The sequence below is a fragment of the Enterovibrio qingdaonensis genome (assembly GCF_028683135.1).
Taxonomy (GTDB): domain Bacteria; phylum Pseudomonadota; class Gammaproteobacteria; order Enterobacterales; family Vibrionaceae; genus Enterovibrio; species Enterovibrio qingdaonensis.
The window spans coordinates 1-20,711 of sequence record NZ_JAJUBB010000030.1 but is presented as its reverse complement, the minus strand read 5'-3'; the positions used below and the strand labels follow the sequence as shown (position 1 = coordinate 20,711).

At 47.0% G+C, this 20,711-nt stretch carries 20 protein-coding genes and 1 tRNA gene; 11 read left to right on the top strand and 10 right to left on the bottom strand.

Annotated elements, in window-relative coordinates:
- The first annotated feature begins 5 nt into the window (after positions 1-5).
- Positions 6-419, top strand: a complete 414-nt coding sequence (locus tag LRP49_RS23500) for a DUF2069 domain-containing protein (RefSeq protein WP_274145875.1) — start codon at positions 6-8, stop codon at positions 417-419.
- Between the two features lie 75 nt (positions 420-494).
- Here the strand turns inward: LRP49_RS23500 and LRP49_RS23495 are convergent, their stop codons facing one another.
- Positions 495-1,703 carry a DUF2066 domain-containing protein gene (locus LRP49_RS23495; RefSeq protein WP_274145874.1) on the bottom strand — a complete coding sequence of 403 codons (1,209 nt, stop codon included), beginning with the start codon at positions 1,701-1,703 and terminating at the stop codon, positions 495-497.
- Between the two features lie 296 nt (positions 1,704-1,999).
- On the opposite strand from LRP49_RS23495, the gene LRP49_RS23490 reads away from it, so the two are divergent.
- Positions 2,000-3,241, top strand: a complete 1,242-nt coding sequence (locus tag LRP49_RS23490) for a uracil-xanthine permease family protein (RefSeq protein ID WP_274145873.1) — start codon at positions 2,000-2,002, stop codon at positions 3,239-3,241.
- A 74-nt stretch (positions 3,242-3,315) separates the two neighbouring features.
- On the opposite strand, the gene upp is transcribed toward LRP49_RS23490, so the two are convergent.
- Complete coding sequence (upp, locus tag LRP49_RS23485; RefSeq protein WP_067415706.1) at positions 3,316-3,942, bottom strand: uracil phosphoribosyltransferase; 627 nt, start codon at positions 3,940-3,942, stop codon at positions 3,316-3,318.
- 180 nt (positions 3,943-4,122) lie between these two features.
- On the opposite strand from upp, the gene purM reads away from it, so the two are divergent.
- Both purM and purN read left to right on the top strand, forming a co-directional pair.
- Positions 4,123-5,166, top strand: coding sequence for a phosphoribosylformylglycinamidine cyclo-ligase (purM, locus tag LRP49_RS23480; RefSeq protein WP_274145871.1), 1,044 nt, complete (start codon positions 4,123-4,125; stop codon positions 5,164-5,166).
- Positions 5,167-5,168: 2 nt separating this feature from the next.
- Positions 5,169-5,804 carry a phosphoribosylglycinamide formyltransferase gene (purN, locus tag LRP49_RS23475; RefSeq protein WP_274145869.1) on the top strand — a complete coding sequence of 212 codons (636 nt, stop codon included), beginning with the start codon at positions 5,169-5,171 and terminating at the stop codon, positions 5,802-5,804.
- A 90-nt stretch (positions 5,805-5,894) separates the two neighbouring features.
- Here the strand turns inward: purN and LRP49_RS23470 are convergent, their stop codons facing one another.
- Complete coding sequence (locus tag LRP49_RS23470; protein WP_274145868.1) at positions 5,895-6,695, bottom strand: class II glutamine amidotransferase; 801 nt, start codon at positions 6,693-6,695, stop codon at positions 5,895-5,897.
- 26 nt (positions 6,696-6,721) lie between these two features.
- Complete coding sequence (lpcA, locus tag LRP49_RS23465; RefSeq protein ID WP_274145866.1) at positions 6,722-7,300, bottom strand: D-sedoheptulose 7-phosphate isomerase; 579 nt, start codon at positions 7,298-7,300, stop codon at positions 6,722-6,724.
- A gap of 286 nt (positions 7,301-7,586) precedes the next feature.
- Here lpcA and fadE point away from each other — a divergent pair, with 286 nt between their 5' ends.
- Positions 7,587-10,037, top strand: a complete 2,451-nt coding sequence (gene fadE, locus LRP49_RS23460; protein ID WP_274145864.1) for an acyl-CoA dehydrogenase FadE — start codon at positions 7,587-7,589, stop codon at positions 10,035-10,037.
- 63 nt (positions 10,038-10,100) lie between these two features.
- Here fadE and LRP49_RS23455 read toward each other — a convergent pair whose 3' ends face one another.
- Positions 10,101-11,384 (bottom strand): TIGR03503 family protein, encoded by a 1,284-nt coding sequence (locus tag LRP49_RS23455; protein WP_274145863.1) that lies wholly within the window; start codon positions 11,382-11,384, stop codon positions 10,101-10,103.
- Positions 11,381-12,124: a DNA polymerase III subunit epsilon gene (gene dnaQ / locus LRP49_RS23450; protein WP_274145862.1), complete on the bottom strand. Its 744-nt coding sequence runs from the start codon at positions 12,122-12,124 to the stop codon at positions 11,381-11,383. The genes LRP49_RS23455 and dnaQ overlap by 4 nt, the downstream gene beginning before the upstream one ends.
- Positions 12,125-12,175: 51 nt before the next feature.
- Between dnaQ and rnhA the strand changes: the two genes are divergently transcribed.
- Entirely contained in the window at positions 12,176-12,643 is a 468-nt protein-coding gene (rnhA, locus tag LRP49_RS23445) for a ribonuclease HI (protein ID WP_274145860.1), read from the top strand.
- Positions 12,644-12,648: 5 nt separating this feature from the next.
- Here the strand turns inward: rnhA and LRP49_RS23440 are convergent, their stop codons facing one another.
- On the bottom strand, positions 12,649-13,374 hold the full coding sequence (locus LRP49_RS23440) for a methyltransferase domain-containing protein (protein WP_274145859.1): 726 nt from the start codon (positions 13,372-13,374) through the stop codon (positions 12,649-12,651).
- A gap of 31 nt (positions 13,375-13,405) precedes the next feature.
- Between LRP49_RS23440 and gloB the strand changes: the two genes are divergently transcribed.
- On the top strand, positions 13,406-14,164 hold the full coding sequence (gene gloB, locus LRP49_RS23435; protein WP_274145857.1) for a hydroxyacylglutathione hydrolase: 759 nt from the start codon (positions 13,406-13,408) through the stop codon (positions 14,162-14,164).
- Positions 14,165-14,235: 71 nt separating this feature from the next.
- Positions 14,236-15,804 (top strand): LysM peptidoglycan-binding domain-containing protein, encoded by a 1,569-nt coding sequence (locus LRP49_RS23430; protein ID WP_274145855.1) that lies wholly within the window; start codon positions 14,236-14,238, stop codon positions 15,802-15,804.
- 50 nt (positions 15,805-15,854) lie between these two features.
- On the opposite strand, the gene LRP49_RS23425 is transcribed toward LRP49_RS23430, so the two are convergent.
- Complete coding sequence (locus tag LRP49_RS23425; RefSeq protein WP_274145853.1) at positions 15,855-16,760, bottom strand: LysR substrate-binding domain-containing protein; 906 nt, start codon at positions 16,758-16,760, stop codon at positions 15,855-15,857.
- Between the two features lie 218 nt (positions 16,761-16,978).
- On the opposite strand from LRP49_RS23425, the gene focA reads away from it, so the two are divergent.
- A complete protein-coding gene (focA, locus tag LRP49_RS23420) occupies positions 16,979-18,436 on the top strand; it encodes a formate transporter FocA (protein ID WP_274145934.1) in 1,458 nt (485 codons plus the stop codon).
- A 48-nt stretch (positions 18,437-18,484) separates the two neighbouring features.
- Here the strand turns inward: focA and LRP49_RS23415 are convergent, their stop codons facing one another.
- Entirely contained in the window at positions 18,485-19,321 is an 837-nt protein-coding gene (locus LRP49_RS23415; protein ID WP_274145851.1) for an endonuclease/exonuclease/phosphatase family protein, read from the bottom strand.
- 185 nt (positions 19,322-19,506) lie between these two features.
- Here LRP49_RS23415 and LRP49_RS23410 point away from each other — a divergent pair, with 185 nt between their 5' ends.
- Both LRP49_RS23410 and LRP49_RS23405 read left to right on the top strand, forming a co-directional pair.
- Entirely contained in the window at positions 19,507-20,034 is a 528-nt protein-coding gene (locus LRP49_RS23410; RefSeq protein WP_274145849.1) for an HPP family protein, read from the top strand.
- A gap of 2 nt (positions 20,035-20,036) precedes the next feature.
- A complete protein-coding gene (locus tag LRP49_RS23405; protein WP_274145847.1) occupies positions 20,037-20,453 on the top strand; it encodes a universal stress protein in 417 nt (138 codons plus the stop codon).
- 151 nt (positions 20,454-20,604) lie between these two features.
- Here the strand turns inward: LRP49_RS23405 and LRP49_RS23400 are convergent.
- Positions 20,605-20,681, bottom strand: a tRNA-Trp gene (locus LRP49_RS23400).
- Between the last annotated feature and the right edge of the window lie 30 nt (positions 20,682-20,711).

Genomic DNA, 20,711 nt, shown 5'->3' with positions numbered 1-20,711 from the left:
ATCTGTTGTTTTCTTCGCTCTCTCAATTGCGCACTGTCGCGTTAACATCTTATTTAGCATTGATTGCGTGGGTACTTATTTGGCACGGGTTTTTATCGCCACACCCTCATATCAATCCCGTTGGCGTCACCATCGCGTGGTTAATCCCCCTAATGCTGCCATTAAAAGGCATTCTCACGGGCAAACCCTATACGCATGCTTGGGCCAACTTTATCTTGATGTTCTATTTCCTACATGGTTTGACGCTGCTTTTTGTCGATGAAGGTGAAAGGTACTTGGCATTAGTTGAACTCGTGATTACATCCATCTCGTTTGTCAGCAATATTTTGTATGCCAAACAGAAAGGTAAAGCACTTGGGTTGGGTTTGAAAAAGCTGTCACAGGTAGAAAAAGAAGAAAAAGCGCGATTCGAACAATAACGGTGCTATCGCGACAATCAACCATCCAACGCGACAACCAATAAAAAAGCAGGCCTTGGCCTGCTTTTTGTTTTCTTATCCCACCCACTTATAGCGGATAACATGGGGAGACGGTTCCGTTGGCACCGCCTCTAGTGTCGGCGCAATCACAGACGGGTCAGCCGCAGTCGGCGTCGCTTCTGTTGTCATAGGACCTGTCGTTACGGTTCCCGTTGCGATTGTACCTGCCGATGCATCCACCGATCCTTCAGTTGCATTGATAGGCGCATCGATAACAGCCGGTGTTTCGATGTCAGGAGCTTGCTCTTCAAGACGCTGTAATCGACGGTCAGCCATCATCTCATTGTGGAAAATGTCTTCTGACGCCAACAAGCTCAATTTAAACGTCGCCTTGTCATCAACAATTGAATCAAGACGCAGAGCCGCCACAGAATTCAGAGCTTTGAGCGAACGTTCAACAACGAAAAAGTCCTCTGCATCATTCAAGTCTGAGATTTCCAAAGACAACGCATCACCATTTACAACGCCGAGATTCACCGCCAAACGTTGAGCATAGTAGTCTGCAATCGCATCAATCATTTGTGGAAACGCTTGTGCCGGTGCACCACTGATGCGGCCTTCAACCGGGGTATCGTTGTTGATTGCAGCAGCATTCGGGAACATCTGCCACGTTAGGCCTCTGTCGTTCACTTTAACAACCACGATACCCGTTGGGTTGTAACGCGCACTAGCTTTGGCAATAGGGTCAGCAAAACCGCCCCAAAGATCCGGTACAGATACCGCGACGACATCGTCAAAATCACCCACTGGCATCAGAACAGGCAAACCACGACGCTCACCTTCTGCTTTCAATTCGCCAATTAATGGTGAGCCAGATTGCTCCCAAACAACATTACGCTGCGTTGGGGTATCTTCAATGACCCAAAACAAAACGTCTGGACGAGGTTCGCCCCAATACGTCGCTTGTGCTTGGGTAAGTAGGGTGCGAATTTTTGCATCATCGAACCCTAGAACCAGAGAGCGTTGGCCGTCCAGTTCGCCATAGCCCAATTGTGTGATGTATTGACCCACGGTTGGCAGTGCTTTTTGAATCACAGGATTCTCGCCAACGGTTGATTGACCGGATGCACGAACCAGCACGTCAACAAAGGCTTTTTCCTTTGCTGCCTGCTCGGTGGCTGCATCACTGTCATCCAGCACCACTTCAGAACTGAACATCGAAGCTGCAAATGCACTGGTTTGCCCCAGCAGCATTGCGAACACGAAAAATAAGATTCGTAACATATTTATGCCAGATAACTCGAAATTTAAACGCTGATCATAAAAGGAACCCTTACACACGGCAACGGTAATCCATCGAAATTGCGTAATATAACCACGCAAACTGACTCAACAAGCCCCCTTTTCCATTATGTATCTGACCCGATAAAGCGGCAAACGTGCCATGTTGTCACTCGAAAAGCCTCAACTTCTGCATGACTTCCAAAACTCTTTCTCTGACAAATAGATTTAGGTCAGAGTTCTGCCATTTTAAACTGTGATAGTATCCCGCGATTTTTTTTGATTTAGGAAGGTTCGTCATGATGCAAGCTCTACAAGGGGCGCAAATGCTGTTTGTTGCCTTTGGTGCCTTGGTGCTGGTTCCGCTTCTTACGGGATTGGACCCCAATGTCGCTCTCTTCGGTGCTGGTATAGGTACCCTAATTTTTCAAGTTATTACCAAACGCTCTGTTCCCATTTTCCTCGCTTCTTCTTTTGCGTTTATCGCGCCAATCATGTTCGGTGTTCAACAGTGGGGTATCGCGGCAACCATGGGTGGCCTGATGGCTGCAGGTGTGGTTTACGTCATCATGGGTGGAATCATCAAAGTTCGTGGTGTTGGCTTTATTCACCGACTACTGCCGCCTGTGGTTGTGGGTCCAGTGATCATGGTTATCGGCTTGGGTCTTGCGCCATCTGCCGTAAATATGGCTCTAGGCAAGTCCGGTGACGGTGCAGTACAACTGGTTGATGGCTCAGCAGCACTTTGGATTTCTGCAATCTCGCTAATAGTTACCATTGGGATTTCTGTTTACGCCAAAGGTTTCTTCAAGCTCGTACCTATTCTTGCTGGTATCGTGTCGGGTTATGTTGTGTCACTTTTCTTCGGTGTTGTTGATTTCTCTCCAGTTATCAATGCCGCATGGCTTGCCATGCCAAACTTCACCATGCCGGAATTCCACATTGGTGCCATCTTGTTCATGATCCCTGTGGCTATCGCGCCCGCTGTTGAACACGTGGGTGACATGCTGGCAATCTCAAACGTAACGGGTAAAGACTACCTGAAAAAACCTGGCCTTCACCGCACCATGGCGGGCGACGGTGTGGCAACGATTGCCGCTTCAATGTTTGGCGCGCCACCAAACACCACCTACAGTGAAGTCACTGGCGCAGTTATGCTGACCCGTGCATTTAACCCTGCCATTATGACGTGGGGTGCGATCACTGCGCTTGTATTGGCATTTGTCGGCAAACTGGGTGCAATTTTGCAAACCATTCCAGTTCCCGTGATGGGCGGAATCATGATCCTGCTGTTCGGTTCTATCGCTACCGTAGGTTTGAATACGCTAATCAAAAACCAAGTTGACCTGCACAAAGCGCGCAACTTAGCGATTGTTGCAGTAACGCTGGTATTTGGTATTGGTGGTATGGCATTTGGTATTGGCGATTTCAGCCTTCAAGGCATCAGCCTTTGCGGTATCGTTGCTATCGCACTGAACCTTATCCTGCCAAAAGACATGGGCGAGAGCCACGTTGTCGATAACGCGCAGATGGAAGATTAATTCCAGCCATTAAATCACACAGAAACAAAAAAGGCTTCCATCTGGAAGCCTTTTTTATTGAACGCGAAATCGGATTATTTAGTACCGAAAATCTTGTCGCCCGCATCGCCCAGACCTGGAACGATGTAGCCTTTGTCATTCAGTTTTTCATCGATAGCAGCCGTGTACAGCTCAACGTCTGGGTGCGCTTTTTCCAGTGCTTCGATACCTTCTGGTGCCGCAACCAGAACCAACACTTTGATGTGCTCACAGCCGTTTTCTTTCAGCAGATCGATAGTTGCGATCATAGAGCCGCCAGTTGCCAGCATTGGGTCAACCACCAGTGCCATACGCTCATTGATGTTGCTCGCCAATTTATGGAAGTAAGGCACAGGCTCCAACGTTTCTTCGTCACGGTAGATGCCAACAACGCTGATACGCGCACTTGGGATGTGCTCTAGAACGCCATCCATCATGCCGAGACCTGCACGCAGGATTGGCACTACAGTCACTTTTTTACCTTTGATTTGGTCAACTTCTACTGGACCATTCCAACCTTCAATCGTGACTTTTTCTGTCTCAAAATCTGAGGTCGCTTCATACGTAAGTAGGCTACCCACTTCTGTTGCTAACTCACGGAAACGCTTGGTGCTGATGTCACCTTCACGCATCAGACCAATTTTATGTTTAACCAGCGGATGCTTGACCTCAACAACTTTCATGACAGACTCCTGCAAAAAAACAAATTCATCGAATTATACACGAGAATATTTGGCGGGATAGCCAGATACATCCGGTTGCTTCTTTTTGCAGCAAAACCACTGACGCAAACGTTTTCCTTTTTGGAAAGTGGCTGTTAAAATGGCGCCGCTTTTCACTCCACAACTCGGTAAGGATCCCCAGTGAGCGATAATAAGTCTTCTCTTAGCTACAAAGATGCAGGTGTAGATATTGATGCAGGCAATGCCTTGGTCGACAGAATCAAAGGCGTGGTAAAGCGCACTCGTCGTCCAGAAGTGATGGGTGGCATAGGCGGCTTCGGCGCGCTGTGTGAACTGCCTACCAAATATAAACATCCGGTACTGGTTTCTGGTACTGACGGTGTAGGCACCAAACTTCGTCTGGCCATGGATCTGAAAAAACACGACACCATTGGTATCGACCTCGTGGCAATGTGTGTGAACGATTTGATTGTTCAAGGTGCAGAACCGCTGTTCTTCCTTGATTACTACGCAACGGGCAAGCTGGATGTGGACACGGCAGCTGACGTTGTGACAGGCATCGGTGAAGGCTGTATGCAGTCTGGCTGTGCACTGATTGGTGGTGAAACAGCCGAAATGCCAGGTATGTACCATGGTGAAGACTATGATGTCGCAGGTTTCTGTGTCGGCGTTGTGGAAAAAGAAGACATCATTGATGGTTCAAAAGTGGCTGAAGGCAATGCACTGATCGCCGTTGCATCTTCAGGCCCACACTCAAACGGATTCAGCCTGATCCGTAAAATCATCGAAGTCTCAGGTGCTGATATCAGCGCAGAGTTGGAAGGTAAAACGCTGAGTGACCATCTTTTGGAACCAACACGCATTTACGTGAAACCTGTTCTGAAAATGCTGGAAAGCTGTGACGCGCATGCTATCTCGCACATTACTGGCGGTGGTTTCTGGGAAAACATTCCACGCGTACTGCCAAAAGGCACCAAAGCCGTTGTTGATGGCAATAGCTGGGAATGGCCAGCCATCTTTAACTGGCTGCAAGAGAAAGGCAACGTTACCGAACACGAGATGTACCGCACTTTCAACTGTGGTGTTGGCCTTGTGATCGCTCTACCTGAAGAACAAGCACAGCAAGCTATCGATATTCTGAACCAAGAAGGTGAGAATGCATGGCTTCTGGGTCGCATCGAAAATGCGGCTGACGGCGAAGAGCAGGTAGAAATTAAGGGGTAACAATGAAAAAGCTGGTTGTTCTGGTTTCAGGGAACGGCTCAAATCTGCAGGCAATTATCGACCGCTGTCATGACCAAAATGGCATGACAGTGAGTGCCGTGATTGCCAATAAGGTTGATGCATACGGACTGACACGAGCAAAAGAAGCCGGTATTGAAGCGGTTGTAGTGCCAAGTAAAGGCATCACTGATCGCAGTGAATACGACAGCCAGCTGATGGCAACCATTGATGAATTCGCGCCAGACCTTATTGTGCTGGCTGGATTCATGCGTATTCTGACACCGGAATTTGTTCGTCATTACCAAGGCAAAATGCTGAACATTCACCCGTCGCTTTTGCCAAAGTACACTGGACTTAATACCCACCAGCGTGCAATCGATGCTGGTGATGAAGAGCACGGCACGTCTGTGCACTTTGTGACAGAAGAGCTCGACGGCGGCCCTGTCATTTTGCAGGCACGCGTGCCTATTTTCGAAGACGATGATGTAGATGCAGTGTTTGCTCGCGTTCAAGAGCAAGAACATCGCATCTATCCATTGGTGGTTGAGTGGTTCTGCCAGGGCCGTCTTAGCATGGTCGATGGCAAAGCCAAATTGGACGACGACGTTCTTGGTTCCCACGGATACGCCGCGGACTAACGTACCACCCCAAAAGGGTATTAATCCCAAACACCTATAAAAAAACGCGCCCATTGAGGCGCGTTTTTATTTGTCTTTTCAACGAAAAAACTAAGCTTCTGAGGCTGCTAGCTCAACACGGTTGCAGGTAAAGACTTCCCCGAGGTGGAACACACAATATTCACCCGGCACCATTTTGTGCCACGTTTCATTATTGGTCAGTGGTTGAGTCGCAATCACTGTTACCACGTCGTTCGGTGTCGTTTCTTCCTGAAAATCTACTGTCACCTCTTCATCAATCAGGCTCGCTTTGCCAAACGGCGCGCGACGCGTGATCCAATGAAGATTGTTGGTGCAATACGTCATGACGTAATCACCGTCACTGAAAAGCATGTTGAAGACACCAAGCTCTCGCAACTTATCGCAACGACTGGCGATAAAGTAGAAAACCTCAATCATGTCCTCTGGCTTGTCAGGGTAGTGCTTTTCAATTTCGTACAACAACCAACAGAAGGCTTTCTCACTGTCTGTCTCACCTACTGGCTTAAAGTGACCCGTCGGGAGATCTTCATAGCCCGTCAGTTGTCCATTGTGTGCGTAAGTCCAATACCGTCCCCAGATTTCACGGGTAAACGGATGAGTATTGACCAAACTGACTTCACCACGGTTCGCTTGTCGAATATGACTGATAACCGCACAACTTTTAATGGGGTAGCTTTGCACTAATTCAGCGACTTTTGAGTCGCAGCTCGGGTTAGGGTCTTTGAAAGTACGGAACCCTTTCCCTTCATAAAACACAATTCCCCAGCCATCACGGTGAGGGCCAGTATTACCCCCACGTTGGATCAAGCCAGTAAAGCTGAAACATATATCTGTTGGTACATTGGCACTCATGCCAAGGAGTTCACACATAATCCTTTACGCTGCCTTTTCTCGACTTACTTTTCCATCTCTTTTTCAACAAGCTGGATCAAGATGTGAATGATCTTGATATGCACTTCTTGAATACGATCAGCATAGCCAAAATGCGGTACACGAATTTCAACATCTGCCAGACCCGCCATTTGGCCGCCATCTTTACCTGTCAGCATGATGCTCTTCATGCCTTTTGCTTTCGCTGCGTCAATCGCTTTCAGGACATTGCCTGAGTTGCCAGACGTTGACAGTCCAAACAGCACATCACCTTTGCTGCCAACGGCTTCTAAATAGCGTGAGAACACATACTCGTAGCCGAAGTCATTACTTACGCATGACAAATGGCTAGGATCAGAAATCGCAATCGCTGGGTAGCCAGGGCGATTTTCACGGTAACGACCCGTTAGTTCTTCAGCAAAATGCATGGCATCACAGTGTGAACCACCGTTACCACAAGACAGGACTTTACCACCGGCCTTGAAAGAATCAGCCAGCAGCTTTGCTGCCGCTTCGATATCAGCAATGTTTTTGTCATCGCTTAAAAATGCGTTTAGCACTTGAGCTGCTTCATTCAACTCTGAGCGAATGAGATCTTGGTACATGGGCAAATTCTCTTTTTATCGTTGACGTGATGGGGCAAGCCGCCCAAATCGTTATCCCGCAGTGTACCCACAAATAGCGAATCCTGTCGATAATCCTGCTCGGTTTATGAATAGTCAGTGAAAACAATTGCCTAAAATTTGAACCACCACCTTTCCTCTTCTCATGTGAAATTTTGCGCACATTTTTACCGGTCATCGTTTTACATTCTCTTAAAAACCTGCTTACAATTAAGTGGTATGACCTCTTACCAATATCGTTCGGGTTGCTGGAAAAGGAGAACCAATCATGGCAACAACCCTGTACCTACTAACATTTTTGCTCGTATTTGCCTTGCTGGCATACCACCGAACCGGTTTAAAGCTCTTTACCGCCGCCACCGCTGCTTTGTTAATGCTTGGATCATCTATCGGCATCGTCGGTGAAGTGTCATGGCTAATTTTCGTGGCGATCGCCATTCCATTAAATGTGCGCTCGTTTCGAGAAACTTGGCTCAGTAAACCTGCTCTAAAGCTTTTTAAAGGTGTAATGCCTGAAATGTCGCAGACGGAAAAAGAAGCAATTGATGCAGGAACTGTGTGGTGGGAAGCTGAATTGTTCCGTGGAGCCCCTGACTGGAACAAACTTCACGACGTACCGGCTCCAAGGTTGAGTGCAGAAGAAAAAGCCTTTCTCGATGGGCCAGTCAACGAAGTCTGCCGCATGGTGAGTGATTATCAGGTGACACATCAACTTGCAGATCTTCCTGAAGAAGTATGGCAATACCTTAAAGACAACAAATTCTTTGCCATGATTATCAAGAAGAAATACGGTGGTCTGGAGTTTTCTGCCTACGCACAATCACTGGTACTTCAAAAACTGACGGGCGTATCTGGCGTACTGTCATCCACCGTGGGTGTACCCAATAGCCTTGGTCCTGGCGAACTACTGCAACACTATGGCACCGACGATCAAAAAGACTATTATCTACCTCGCCTAGCAAACGGATTAGAGATCCCATGTTTTGCCCTGACTAGCCCAGAAGCGGGTTCCGATGCCGGGTCTATCCCTGACGAAGGCGTCGTCACCAAGGGGATGTGGCAAGGTGAAGAAGTCCTCGGCATGTCTATCACTTGGAACAAGCGGTATATCACACTCGCGCCTGTTGCGACGGTATTGGGTCTCGCATTCAAACTCAAAGATCCTGAAGGTCTGCTTGGTGACAAAGAAGACATTGGCATTACCTGTGCCCTTATCCCTACCGACATTGAAGGTGTCGATATCGGCCGTCGCCACTTCCCACTGAATCTGCCATTCCAAAATGGACCAACGCGCGGCAAGAACATCTTTGTACCGCTCGATTTCATTATCGGTGGTTCACCCATGGCAGGCCAAGGCTGGCGTATGTTGGTGGAATGCCTTTCTGTCGGCCGCGGTATCACCTTACCTTCTAATGCGACAGGTGGACTAAAAACTGCCGCTCTAGCAACAGGGGCATACGCTCGCATTCGCCGCCAATTCAAACTGCCCATTGGTAAAATGGAAGGCATTGAAGAACCATTAGCGCGTATTGGCGGTAATGCTTATGTACTGGATGCGGCAAGTACGTTTACTGTTGCTGGTATCGACTTAGGTGAGAAGCCGTCTGTTATTTCTGCCATTGTGAAATACCACTGTACCCATCGTGGGCAGCAAGGTGTGATTGATGCAATGGATGTTGCAGGCGGAAAGGGTATTTGTCTTGGGCCGAAAAACTTCCTTGCACGGGGCTATCAAGGTGCTCCCATTGCAGTCACAGTTGAAGGTGCAAACATCCTTACCCGTTCAATGATTATCTTTGGCCAAGGTGCCATTCGTTGCCACCCTTTCGTTCTTGCAGAGATGGATGCGGCATACAATGAGAATGAAAGAGAAGCCTTGTCGGGCTTTGACCAAGCGCTGTTTGGTCACGTTGGATTTGTCATTAGTAACCTTGTCCGCTCTGTATGGCTGGGCCTAACCGACGGTCGTACATCTAACGTACCGAATAAAGATGTTACCGCACGCTACTACCAACAAATGAACCGCTATTCAGCAAACCTTGCACTGTTGGCAGACATTTCCATGGCGGTCTTGGGTGGTGACCTTAAGCGCAAAGAACGCTTATCCGCACGTTTAGGTGATATTCTGAGTCAACTGTATTTGGCATCAGCAACCCTCAAACGTTATGCCGATGATGGCTTCAAGAAAGATGACCTGCCTCTGGTGCATTGGGGTGCTCAAGACGCACTCTATCAAGCTGAACAAGCCATGATAGATTTTCTGGCGAACTTCCCAAATCGCTGGGTAGCGACGCCACTTCGCGTGCTGCTGTTACCTTTCGGTTCACGTCGATCCAAACCAAGTGACAAACTGGATGGCAAGGTTGCTCGTATTCTGCAAACGCCAGGAGAAACGCGCTCTCGCCTCGGTCGTGGTCAGTTCGTTGAAGCCTCTGAGCACAATCCGGTAGGCAAGATAGAAAAAGCACTGCTTGATATCCTTGCAGCAGAACCGATTCACAAAAAAGTCTGCGACAAGACAGGAGAAAAACTGCCATTCATGTTCTTGGACAAAGTGGCAGACATAGGCTTGAAAGCAGGTGCTATTTCTGAAAAAGAGGCAGATATGCTGCGAATAGCAGAGGAAGGAAGAATTGAAACCATCAGTGTCGATGACTTCGATCCGAAAGAACTTGCTGCTGCCCAATCCGCATTAGACACCGTGGTTCATGCGGCCTAACACTACCGAACGTTAGCAATACGTAGTAAAAAGGAGAAGCGATTCGCTTCTCCTTTTCCTTTGCTACGCAGCCTTATCTGACTCTTCCGGTGGTGGGGCTTCCAACTCATCTTCCGTTTCAGCTGCCAATCGTTTTGCCTTAATCTTACGGACCACGACCCAGCCACCAATGGCCAAAATTAGCAGCAAGATATTGCCGCCTATAATCGTGATCATCGCCATCTTCCGATCAGCTGCTCGCTGCTCTGCGGCCAGCTTTTCGTCCTCAATACGTTTACGCTCGGCTTCACGTTCTTCACGCTCGATCTTTGCTTGCTCAATAGCAGCATAGTCAGCAACAGCAAACGTCTGTTCGGGCAATTTGAATACGAGCGGGCGACCGGAGAGTTTATCGGTGCCATAAAGCCAACCAAACCATCGATGTCGACCAGGCTGATCAAAATTATCAATGTCTATATTCAGTGCTGTGTAATCTTCATTTGCCGCCCCCTGATAAACACTGACCTTGCCGTTTGAGTCGATAAACTCAGAGTGAACTGCCACGGTTCCTTCTTCGACACTGGCAACATCTGACTCCACCAGCAAGTGATGAGGCAGTGCTTTTTTACGGCTTTGTTTAAACGTGGCCATCAACGGGGTCGGATACACCAACACCTCTTGCTCAAGTGTTCGGAAAAATACGCCATTACCTGACGTCACGCGTGCCCAGTATTTCCCGGGCGCAACATTAATGGGTAATTCGACCGTGAAAACCCCGTCTCCCGCCACTTCATCAAACCCAGCCCCGTCATCAGCAAATTGCCCAAGCGACATGGCCTGAGGGCGTTGGTCTTCAGGTATCCCGTCAACATTTTCCAAAAACTCCGTAAACGTGACGGTGAGATCTACCCTGTCTAGAAAATCTCGAAGATTTAGGGGCTGATTTCCCTGCATGAGGCGAGCGGTGAACTTGAGTGTCTCACTCTGATACAACCGCGTAGGAAATTTATCCACCTTCATATTCAAATCCGACAAAATACGAATACGATTTTTAGGCGAGACCTTTCCGATAGCCTGCCAAGGCCCTGGCATCGGATCTAAGACCGATACAATATCCATATCGGCTTCTTGGTGCCAAGAGACATTGTCTGGGTGACGCCATGCATAAAACTTGGTGCCATCAGGCTGGATAAGCACAACAGGTTTGCTGGGATTTTCTCTATAGATTACGAACGCAACCTGAGTGATGGTGGAATCGATACGAAAACGGTTGTTCAGCAACCGAATATCACTGTCAGATGTTTGCTCTGCTGATACATGGAACGCCATCAACAGAGCGAGCAGCAATCCAGTCCACCCACTCTTCATACACTCTCCTGTTGCCTCCACAAACAACTGCCGATTTTTTCAATCACATCCAGTTGCGCTTCATGTTCTTTTAGTTCATCGGCAGAAGCTTGTATTATCTTTAGTTTTTTTGCACCGGCTTCGACACGTCTTATGGTCTCGCCCCCACTTTCTTGATCACCCGCGTCGCTGCCACCAAACTTCAATGTTGTTTGGCCGCCCGTCATCAACAGATAAACATCTGCCAATATCTCGGCATCGAGCAATGCGCCGTGAAGCGTACGGTGAGAGTTATCTATGCCATAACGATCACAGAGCACGTCAAGGTTGTTACGCTTACCCGGGAAGATTTTCCTTGCCATTGCAAGGGTATCGGTAACCTTACAGAAGTCTTCCGTTTTACCGACATTCGCGTTCAGCTTCTGAAATTCATAATCCATAAAGCCGACGTCGAAGGGCGCGTTGTGCGCGACAAGTTCTGCGCCTTTAATGAAGTTCAGAAACTCTTCATGGATCTCTTTGTATTCTGGTTTATCAACCAAAAACTCATCGGTAATACCGTGAACAGAAATCGCTTCGGGGTCGATTTCACGATCAGGCTTAATGTATACGTGAAAATGTCGTCCCGTCAGTTTGCGGTTTACAATTTCAACGGCACCAATTTCAATGATTTTGTGGCCTTCATAATGAGGACCACCTTCACGGTTCATACCCGTGGTTTCGGTATCGAGAACGATTATCCGGTCGTAACTGGCTTTCATAGCGTCACTTGTGTCAGACTTGGCGATTAAATTGAACAGATACTAACAAATATGGTCAAGCAGGTAGAAATTTTCACGGACGGTTCTTGTCTTGGAAATCCAGGTCCGGGTGGATATGGCGTTGTTTTACGCTACAAACAGCACGAAAAAGAGCTGAGTGAGGGCTTTACGCTTACCACGAACAATCGCATGGAATTGTTAGCTGCTATTGTTGCTTTAGCCAGTTTAAAGGAATCTTGCTCCGTTGTACTCACTACTGATAGCCAATATGTGCGTCAGGGTATTACGCAATGGATTCATAACTGGAAAAAGCGCGGTTGGAAAACCGCAGATAAAAAACCGGTGAAAAATGCAGACCTCTGGCAACGGTTAGATGCAGAAACTCAGCGTCATGATGTTGATTGGCAATGGGTAAAAGGGCATGCAGGCCATCCAGAAAATGAACGTTGTGACGAGTTGGCAAGGTCGGGGGCGGAAAATCCTACAGGCCCAGACACAGGTTATGTACCGTCTGAGTAATGACGTTATCCGCCGGTGCGATAGTTAACACTCACCGGCGAAAGCGATTTCTTCAGCTTCCATTTTGGTTTTATCGGCTTCAATGGATACGTGCGCTTTCTCGCCACAATAAAGTACAGAGAGCCAATAGCAGGCAAAAGCCCCGAACACGCGTTCTCAAACCACACACCACATGTTCTATGCTTGGTTGCCGGAATCAGACCAAAGCAGGACATTTCCATGATTTCGTAATTCAATACCCCCAGCCAATCTCTCACGCGTAACGGAGTGAACATGCGACCACTCCAAGGCAATTGATTTTTCCGCCAAGGGATCAAACGACCAACTCCCATTACACTGCTTGGGTTGACACCAGAAAGGATTAAATAGCCGTCATCTATCATTACTCTGTCGATCTCACGCAATAGTCGGTGGGGATCATCGGTGTAGTCGAGTTGATTGGCTAAGATACAAACATCAAATGCCTTGTCTACAAACGGTAAATCGTAGCTTTCAGATTCGACATTTCGCAGTGGATTTAACTTATCAATGCAGACTTGGTGCTGGATGTTACAATGACCACTGACCAACTCGCAGCTTAGGCCGCCGAGTTTCAACATGTGATATCCGAACAGACGTGGCAACCATTCATCGAGTCGCGTTTGTATATGCGTGCACGCCCATTCGCCATGAGCAAACTGATCCCATGTGTAGGGGTATTCTAATGGACGTTGGCTGCGTGCTGGTTTCATAGTCAATTTGAGTTATAGCTGGAGAGTTTTTGTGCTATCAGTATCAAGCATACCCGCATTCAATGATAATTACATCTGGCTGCTAAAAAATGATGACAATCATTGCGTTGTTGTCGACCCAGGCGATGCCAACCCTGTCATTGAAACACTATCACAACTTGGCCTAACGCTAGATGCCATATTGATTACCCACCATCACAACGACCATATTGGCGGTGTGAACCAACTGCTGTCACACTTTCCATCCCTTACTGTGTATGGCCCCAATACGGCTCGATTCCCTTTCGTTACGCGCCCTGTTGCTGATAACGACCACTTTACACTGTATGGTGAAGATTTTACGGTGTTCCAAGTTCCGGGACATACACTCGACCATGTCGCTTATTACGCTAAAGGTATGTTGTTCTGCGGAGACACGCTTTTTTCTGGAGGCTGTGGTCGTTTATTTGAAGGAACGCCCGAACTAATGCACCGCTCTTTGACAGCATTGTCAGCCCTTCCAGACGACACAAAAGTCTACTGCGCGCACGAATACACACAAACAAACATCAATTTTGCGCAAGCGATCGAACCAAATAATGAAGCTCTGGCCACTTATGCCTATGATGTAAAAGCACTAAGAGAGGCGGGTCAAAGCACGATCCCTTCAACAATTGCATTGGAAAAAGCCATTAACCCGTTTTTACGCTCGCACATCGATGCGGTGAAAATGGCTGTAACAAACCGAGCGCAAGGCGTGTCAGACGTAGAAACTTTCGCTGCCCTTCGCCGTTGGAAAGATGAATTTTGACATTAGTCACTTGTAAGCATTGCTACTGGCCGATTATTATCATCGGCCAATTTTTGAAAGGTTAACCCGTAATGAAGTTCCGTTTTGTATTAGTGGGATCGATGTTTCTCGCAGGATGCCAGCTTACCGGGCAAGAAAACGTCGCATCTACGACTAATACGCCAGATGCTCCAGAGGAAACACTCACTCAGGTTGCGGTTACATCACCACAACAGCCAGTTATTGAGGAAGTTGTCGTCCCTGTTATCACACCGCAGACTCAGGAGGATGTCTGGGAACGAATTGCAATGCAAATGCAGATGCCAATCCCCGAAAATAAGCGCGTAAACTATTACCGCAACTGGTATCTCAAGCATCCGCAACACCTCGAAACTGTCTCTAAGCGTGCTGAGCCTTTCCTCTACCTGATTACTAAAAGAGTAGAAGAAAGAGGAATACCTCTAGAAATCGCCCTTTTGCCTGTTGTTGAAAGCTCATTCGACCAATTCGCATACTCTCACGGCCGTGCTGCGGGACTATGGCAATTTGTGCCTGATACTGGTCGCCGCTTTGGTCTAGAGCAAAATTGGTGGTATGACGGCCGCCGCGATGTGATTGCATCTACGGACGCTGCCCTAGATTTATTGGAATACCTTCACAAGAAATTTGATGGTGACTGGCTACACGCGTTAGCTGCCTACAACACTGGGGAAGGACGCGTATTCCGCGCTATTCGCAATAATAAAGCGAAAGGTCTTCCAACTGACTTTTGGCATTTGTCATTGCCGAAAGAAACCAGTGGCTATGTGCCAAAACTGCTCGCCGTTGCTGACGTCATCAAAAACAAAGAAAAGTACGGTCTCAACCTACCAGAAATCGCGAATAAACCTGTCGTAGAGCAAGTTGAACCTAAGGTACAAATGGATCTTGCACTTGCTGCTAGCTATGCAGGATTGCCACTTTCTGAACTGCAAAGTTTAAACCCAGCATACAATCATTGGGCTACATCTCCAGACGGTCCTAACCACCTGCTATTGCCGAAAGACAATATCGCGCAGTTCAAAAACAAGCTCGCTGAGAACAACAACAAAGGCATTAAGGTCACGCGTTACAAAGTGAAAAGTGGTGACTCGCTAGGCATGATTGCGCAGCGACACAATACAACAGTAAAAGTGATTCAACGCGCCAACAGCATCAGTGGAACCGATATACGTGCAGGACAACACCTGCTTATCCCTGTTTCAGTGAAAGATGAAAGCCAATACTCACTTAGCGCACCTCAGCGTCTAGCAAAGCTAACCAGTAAAAAACGTGGTGATTACAAAGTAACGTACGAAGTCGCGAAAGGTGACAGCTTCTGGACCATCGCACGCAAGAACGATGTATCAGTGAGCTCGCTGGCACGTTGGAATGGCATGAGTCCGAAAGACCCGCTGCATATCGGCCAAGATTTAGTCATTTGGAAGAAAGCAGCCGAAGGCGCAAGAATTCGTACAATCGTCTATCAAATCCGTGAAGGCGATTCATTGAGCGGTATCGCCGCGCGTTACAAAGTCTCCGTGTCTGATCTGGTGAAATGGAACTCGCTTAAGAAGAGTGCCTATATTAAGCCTGGACAAAAACTGAAACTGTATATTGATGTAACCAAAGTCAGCGCATAAGTCTGATAACACATATAAAAAGGGGCATATTTGTATGCCCCTTTTTTTTATCACATCACCATCGGGTGTCGTTTCATCATTCGAATCCCCTCTCGTTTAATACAATCAACGAGGGGGTTTTCCGCCATATCAGCACGCCAAACAAAAGAGAGTGAGCGAGCAATATTGAGTTCTGGCACATTCAGTGCCACTAGCTTTCCAGCTTCAATATAACGCTCGACATCAAGGTAGGGCAGGCATGTCAGATAAGGACCGTTCGCCACCATACGGCGGATAACGGGAATATGCTCGTACTCTCGCCACACATCCAAATCCGCAATATGGTCATAGATAGCACTTTCAAACGCGGTACGGGTCCCCGAACCATGTTCACGCAACACCCATTTGGCCTGCTCAAGCTGCGCCATACTCACGCGTTCACGCTTAGCAAATGGGTGATGGACTGAAGAGACTATCTTCAAATGGTCGGTACACCAAGGCTCTTGATGAAGGCGGTTATCATCTACCCTTCCCTCAATAACACCGAGATCGTACCGATAATCCAGTACGCCGGAAATCACTGAGCTGGTACTTTGCACCCCTAAAGAGATTCGAATTTCCGGAAAATCATTATCAATAATACTGATAAGGTCCGGAATCAGGTGCTCTGCGGGCGTTTGGCTGGCACCGAGACGTATTTCTCCGCTCAGAAGATGCTGGTCATAGAACCCAGTTTCTATTTGTTTAGCATCTCTTAACAAGCGCTTTGCTTTGGGTCGAAGCCAAGAGCCCCAATGAGTAAGAATTAAACGTTTACCTTTACGTTCAAACAAAGGTCTACCTAGCATTTTTTCCAGTTGTGACAATGACATACTGGTAGCTGATTGAGTTAAAGAAAGCATTTCAGCTGCCTGGCTGACACTGCCACTATCTGCGACCGCATCAAATACGGCGAGTTGTTTTAATGAATAACGCATGGTTGCAACCTCTCCTGATTGCTTGCGAATTAAGCCACAAACTTCCTATGGTTACATTCTACCTATCCGTTAAAAATCATCAATTTATCTGAATTGAATTTCGAAGATTATCAATTGTACTTCCCCTCCTCACTCCACTTAATCTGAAAGCGTAGCAAGGCACGTCGTCTTGCTTAGAAACAAGGAGAGCACAATGAATACATTTGGGAGGGGAAATGATGACTACAGCATACTCTGATCATGATTTCGTCTCAGTGAAGGGATTTTCTGCATCAGAAATGATGACAGAAGCCGAGCGATACGCGCTCAAGAAAATAAGTAAGCGCAGCGGTGCGACAATCAGTCTCGCAATTTTGGCTGGCGCATTTATCGGTCTCGCTTTTCTGTTCTATACCACAGTTACGACCGGAAATGATGGCGCAAGTTGGGGTCTTAACCGCCTAGCTGGTGGCTTTGCTTTCAGCATGGGACTGATATTAATCGTTATTTTTGAAGGGGAACTGTTTACCAGCACGGTGCTTTCCAGCATTTCATGGGCCAACAATCAGGTGGGTATTGGCAAGCTGCTTTCCACGTGGGCCAAAGTTTACTTCGGAAACTTTTTGGGTGCCATGTTGGTAGTTTTACTCGTATCTGCAGCAGGTATGTATCAGCTAGATGGGGGTCAATGGGGCTTAAATGTGCTGAACATTGCACAGCATAAACTGCACCATACTTGGCTAGAGGCATTTACGCTTGGTGTGCTGTGTAACATCTTAGTTTGTACAGCTATATGGCTGACGTTTTGTTCTGCAAACCCAATCGTGAAAGCGGTGATGACTATGCTACCGGTGGCCATGTTTGTTTCTAGCGGCTTTGAGCACAGTATCGCAAACATGTTCATGGTCCCACTTGGCATCGTGGTCGCAAACTTTTCACCAGAAAGTTTCTGGGCAGGGCTTGGCGTAAATGCTAGCCAATATGCCGACCTCACGATTAACCACTTCCTAGTAAATAATCTTGTACCTGTGACGCTTGGAAATATCGTCGGTGGTGCAGTTCTTGTAGGCCTTGCTAACTGGGGCATCTACAGAAAGCAACTTCTTCAACCAGAGATGCTGAGCATCAACGTACCAGTCACCATAAATAAAGCAAGTAAGGACACTATTATGATGAATAATCTGAAAGTTAAAGACCTAATGAACAAAAGCCCAATCGTCCTGAAAGCCAGCGACCGCACTTCAGACGCGATTGATATCCTACTCGCACACAATTTAACAGGTGCCCCAGTCTGTGACAGCCAGCAATTTGTAGTAGGATTCTTTTCTGTCCATGACGCAATGGTAAACCTTTGGTGTGAAGACTATCTACCAGATTCAAAACAGTGCATTGGGGAACTCATGCGTGATGAAGTCACCGCACTTAACTGCGAAGAGACCATTATCGATGTCGCTGAATTCTTGGTCATGGACAAAGAAAAAGTCTTCCCAGTAAGCTCAATGGGGATTGCAACTAGCTTCTCTAGCTTGTCTTTGAAAGACCGCGTAAAAGAAGCAAAAGTCAGCAAGCCACATATTCTCCCAGTTTTAGAACATGGCAAACTGGTTGGGGTGATCTCCCGTTCAGATGTACTCCAAGCGTTAAGACCTCTCTATGACAATTCTGTTGAACAACCACATTTAGCAGAAGTCATGTAACATCAGAAAGAACAAAAATAGAGGCCGGGGTTCCGGCCTTTTTTAAAACTATTGGGAAAAGGAAAACGAAGCATCCAACCAAGCGTGGTCAGACGCATTGGTTTCTTTTGAGCTTGATTTATGCAACGTCAGTCCTCGATAAAAGAGATGGTCAAGCGGATGACCAAAAACTTTTAGTCGCTGATCGGAAGCAAAGTTAACCTCTTTAATCCCCACTTCATTCAGCGCATTTCTCACAACATCGAGTCTCTCTTCACTCCATGTATTAAAGTCACCGGCAATAATCAATGGCCCTTTGACATCGCGTACCGCATCCACAAGAGCTTCAAGTTGCTCTTTGTACTCGACGATACCAAACGTAAAGTTAATGCTGTGAATATTAATTACTGAAAGGGTCTCGCCATTTGATAAAGGGAAAGCACTGTAAAGCGCGCTTTTAGGTAACCGCAAGTACGGCTCTATCTTGGTATAGGCACAAGCTTCTCTCGGCATAACTTCCGACAGCGTCATAACGCCAGCAATCTCACCATTCACAGCAAAGGCGTAAGCTTGATTGCTGTGCCAGCCTTTTTCTTCGATATAGTGAAGCAACTGAGGTTTTGACTGTGCTTCTTGCAACAAAATAAGGGAATGCGTCTTTGATAACTCGTCCAGCTCTTGATCCCAACCGCTGTTCTGCTGCTTATAAATATTCCACACAGCAACATTGATAGGCTCTTTGATATCGATGCTGGAATCACTTGTATAGTCGCGACAACGCAAAGTGCCGTCTCCTGATGCCAACCTGGCACTGTCAGGCACATCCACCATCACGTACACTAAACTGATGGCAACAATCAGGATCGCTGTGCCTAATAATACCCACCGCCCTTTTAACTGCTTCATTATCTCTGGTAACCACTTGTGAAAATGGGCACTACTTCTAGCTAATCCCCTTACTAGCTTGCAGTGCGCTGCTATCCACGAAAAACGAACAACCGTTTCAATCACGCGAATAGCCCGACAATCGACTCCCTGTCATCAGGTAAGCACCTATACTCGGCGCATTCTGATGCAATTGAGGCCCAACTATGTCAGATGACTCAAAAGGAATCTACTTTCGTATACAACAACCCGCGAAACAACCTTGGATGATCGCGTTTGTCGCTGCCATTGGTGCGGCGATTTGTATCGCACTGCTTGCCTTCATAGATCAAACTGCCAAAGGTGACTATGCACTTATCGCCCCGTTTGGCGCGACCATGGTGCTGGTGTTCGGCCTACCACAAAGCCCGCTAGCACAGCCTCCCAATGTGGTATTTGGCCACTTAACCACTGCCATCGTTGGTATCATTTTTGCCAATATCTTCCCACCTGAATATTGGGCTCTAGGACTTGCGGTAGGAACAGGCATTTTTTTTATGATGATATTTAAATTTACTCATCCACCGGCGGGAGGCAATCCGATACTCATTATGCTTGGCGGGCATACCAGCTTTGCTTTCGCCCTTTATCCCGTTCTTTTAGGAAGTTGTTTAATAGTCATTATCGCACTGATATATCACGGTTTGGTGTCACGTGCAGAATATGCGTGGGTCAATAAAGCTAAAAAGGAATGATTATGTACAGCAAGATTCTTTATGCTTTGGATATTGATTCAAAAGCCAACTTAGATAAAGCCATTAAAATTGCCGAACAGTTGAACGCTGAGCTATTTATTGGCTATGCAACCTACTTAGGGGAAAGCTATCAAGATGACGAAGTGTATTTTGGCAAACATACTGGGGACGAGATTGTCGATGAAGATAAGAAGGATTTAGAGCGGAAAATTGAATCTCTTTTCACTGAAACCACCATCAGTAAAGATCATATCTATATTATTGATGGTCCCGTAGGAAAAGCCATAGATAAACTTGCCACATCACTAAGCGTTGAGCTTGTTATCGTCGCTAAATCTCATCATCACTTCAGCCTCATGATGAAAAATGACACGCTTATTCGCCTTACGACGCACTATGACTTTTTAAGCTTTAACTAAACCCACAATAGTCATTCACCCGCCGCACATTTTTATGGGGTTTGAGATAAAACTGGAGAAGGGCTTGCTAGAAGAAAATGCAACGTAAAGGTATCTAGGACGGGACAGGGGTATGAAAAAAGCCCCAGCATTTCTGCTGAGGCTTTAAAAGTGGCAGGGGTGGAGAGATTCGAACTCCCAACACGCGGATTTGGAATCCGCTGCTCTGCCAATTGGAGCTACACCCCTGTAGTTGTTTTTAAGACTTAACTTTGTCTG

What these genes read in the sequence shown, in the direction of transcription:
- LRP49_RS23495 (WP_274145874.1), bottom strand. Translation starts at nt 1,703, where the DNA reads ATGTTACGAATCTTATTTTTCGTGTTCGCAATGCTGCTGGGGCAAACC.
- LRP49_RS23490 (WP_274145873.1), top strand. Translation starts at nt 2,000, where the DNA reads ATGATGCAAGCTCTACAAGGGGCGCAAATGCTGTTTGTTGCCTTTGGT.
- upp (WP_067415706.1), bottom strand. Translation starts at nt 3,942, where the DNA reads ATGAAAGTTGTTGAGGTCAAGCATCCGCTGGTTAAACATAAAATTGGT.
- purN (WP_274145869.1), top strand. Translation starts at nt 5,169, where the DNA reads ATGAAAAAGCTGGTTGTTCTGGTTTCAGGGAACGGCTCAAATCTGCAG.
- LRP49_RS23470 (WP_274145868.1), bottom strand. Translation starts at nt 6,695, where the DNA reads ATGTGTGAACTCCTTGGCATGAGTGCCAATGTACCAACAGATATATGT.
- lpcA (WP_274145866.1), bottom strand. Translation starts at nt 7,300, where the DNA reads ATGTACCAAGATCTCATTCGCTCAGAGTTGAATGAAGCAGCTCAAGTG.
- fadE (WP_274145864.1), top strand. Translation starts at nt 7,587, where the DNA reads ATGGCAACAACCCTGTACCTACTAACATTTTTGCTCGTATTTGCCTTG.
- LRP49_RS23455 (WP_274145863.1), bottom strand. Translation starts at nt 11,384, where the DNA reads ATGAAGAGTGGGTGGACTGGATTGCTGCTCGCTCTGTTGATGGCGTTC.
- dnaQ (WP_274145862.1), bottom strand. Translation starts at nt 12,124, where the DNA reads ATGAAAGCCAGTTACGACCGGATAATCGTTCTCGATACCGAAACCACG.
- rnhA (WP_274145860.1), top strand. Translation starts at nt 12,176, where the DNA reads ATGGTCAAGCAGGTAGAAATTTTCACGGACGGTTCTTGTCTTGGAAAT.
- LRP49_RS23440 (WP_274145859.1), bottom strand. Translation starts at nt 13,374, where the DNA reads ATGAAACCAGCACGCAGCCAACGTCCATTAGAATACCCCTACACATGG.
- LRP49_RS23430 (WP_274145855.1), top strand. Translation starts at nt 14,236, where the DNA reads ATGAAGTTCCGTTTTGTATTAGTGGGATCGATGTTTCTCGCAGGATGC.
- LRP49_RS23425 (WP_274145853.1), bottom strand. Translation starts at nt 16,760, where the DNA reads ATGCGTTATTCATTAAAACAACTCGCCGTATTTGATGCGGTCGCAGAT.
- focA (WP_274145934.1), top strand. Translation starts at nt 16,979, where the DNA reads ATGACTACAGCATACTCTGATCATGATTTCGTCTCAGTGAAGGGATTT.
- LRP49_RS23415 (WP_274145851.1), bottom strand. Translation starts at nt 19,321, where the DNA reads ATGAAGCAGTTAAAAGGGCGGTGGGTATTATTAGGCACAGCGATCCTG.
- LRP49_RS23410 (WP_274145849.1), top strand. Translation starts at nt 19,507, where the DNA reads ATGTCAGATGACTCAAAAGGAATCTACTTTCGTATACAACAACCCGCG.
- LRP49_RS23405 (WP_274145847.1), top strand. Translation starts at nt 20,037, where the DNA reads ATGTACAGCAAGATTCTTTATGCTTTGGATATTGATTCAAAAGCCAAC.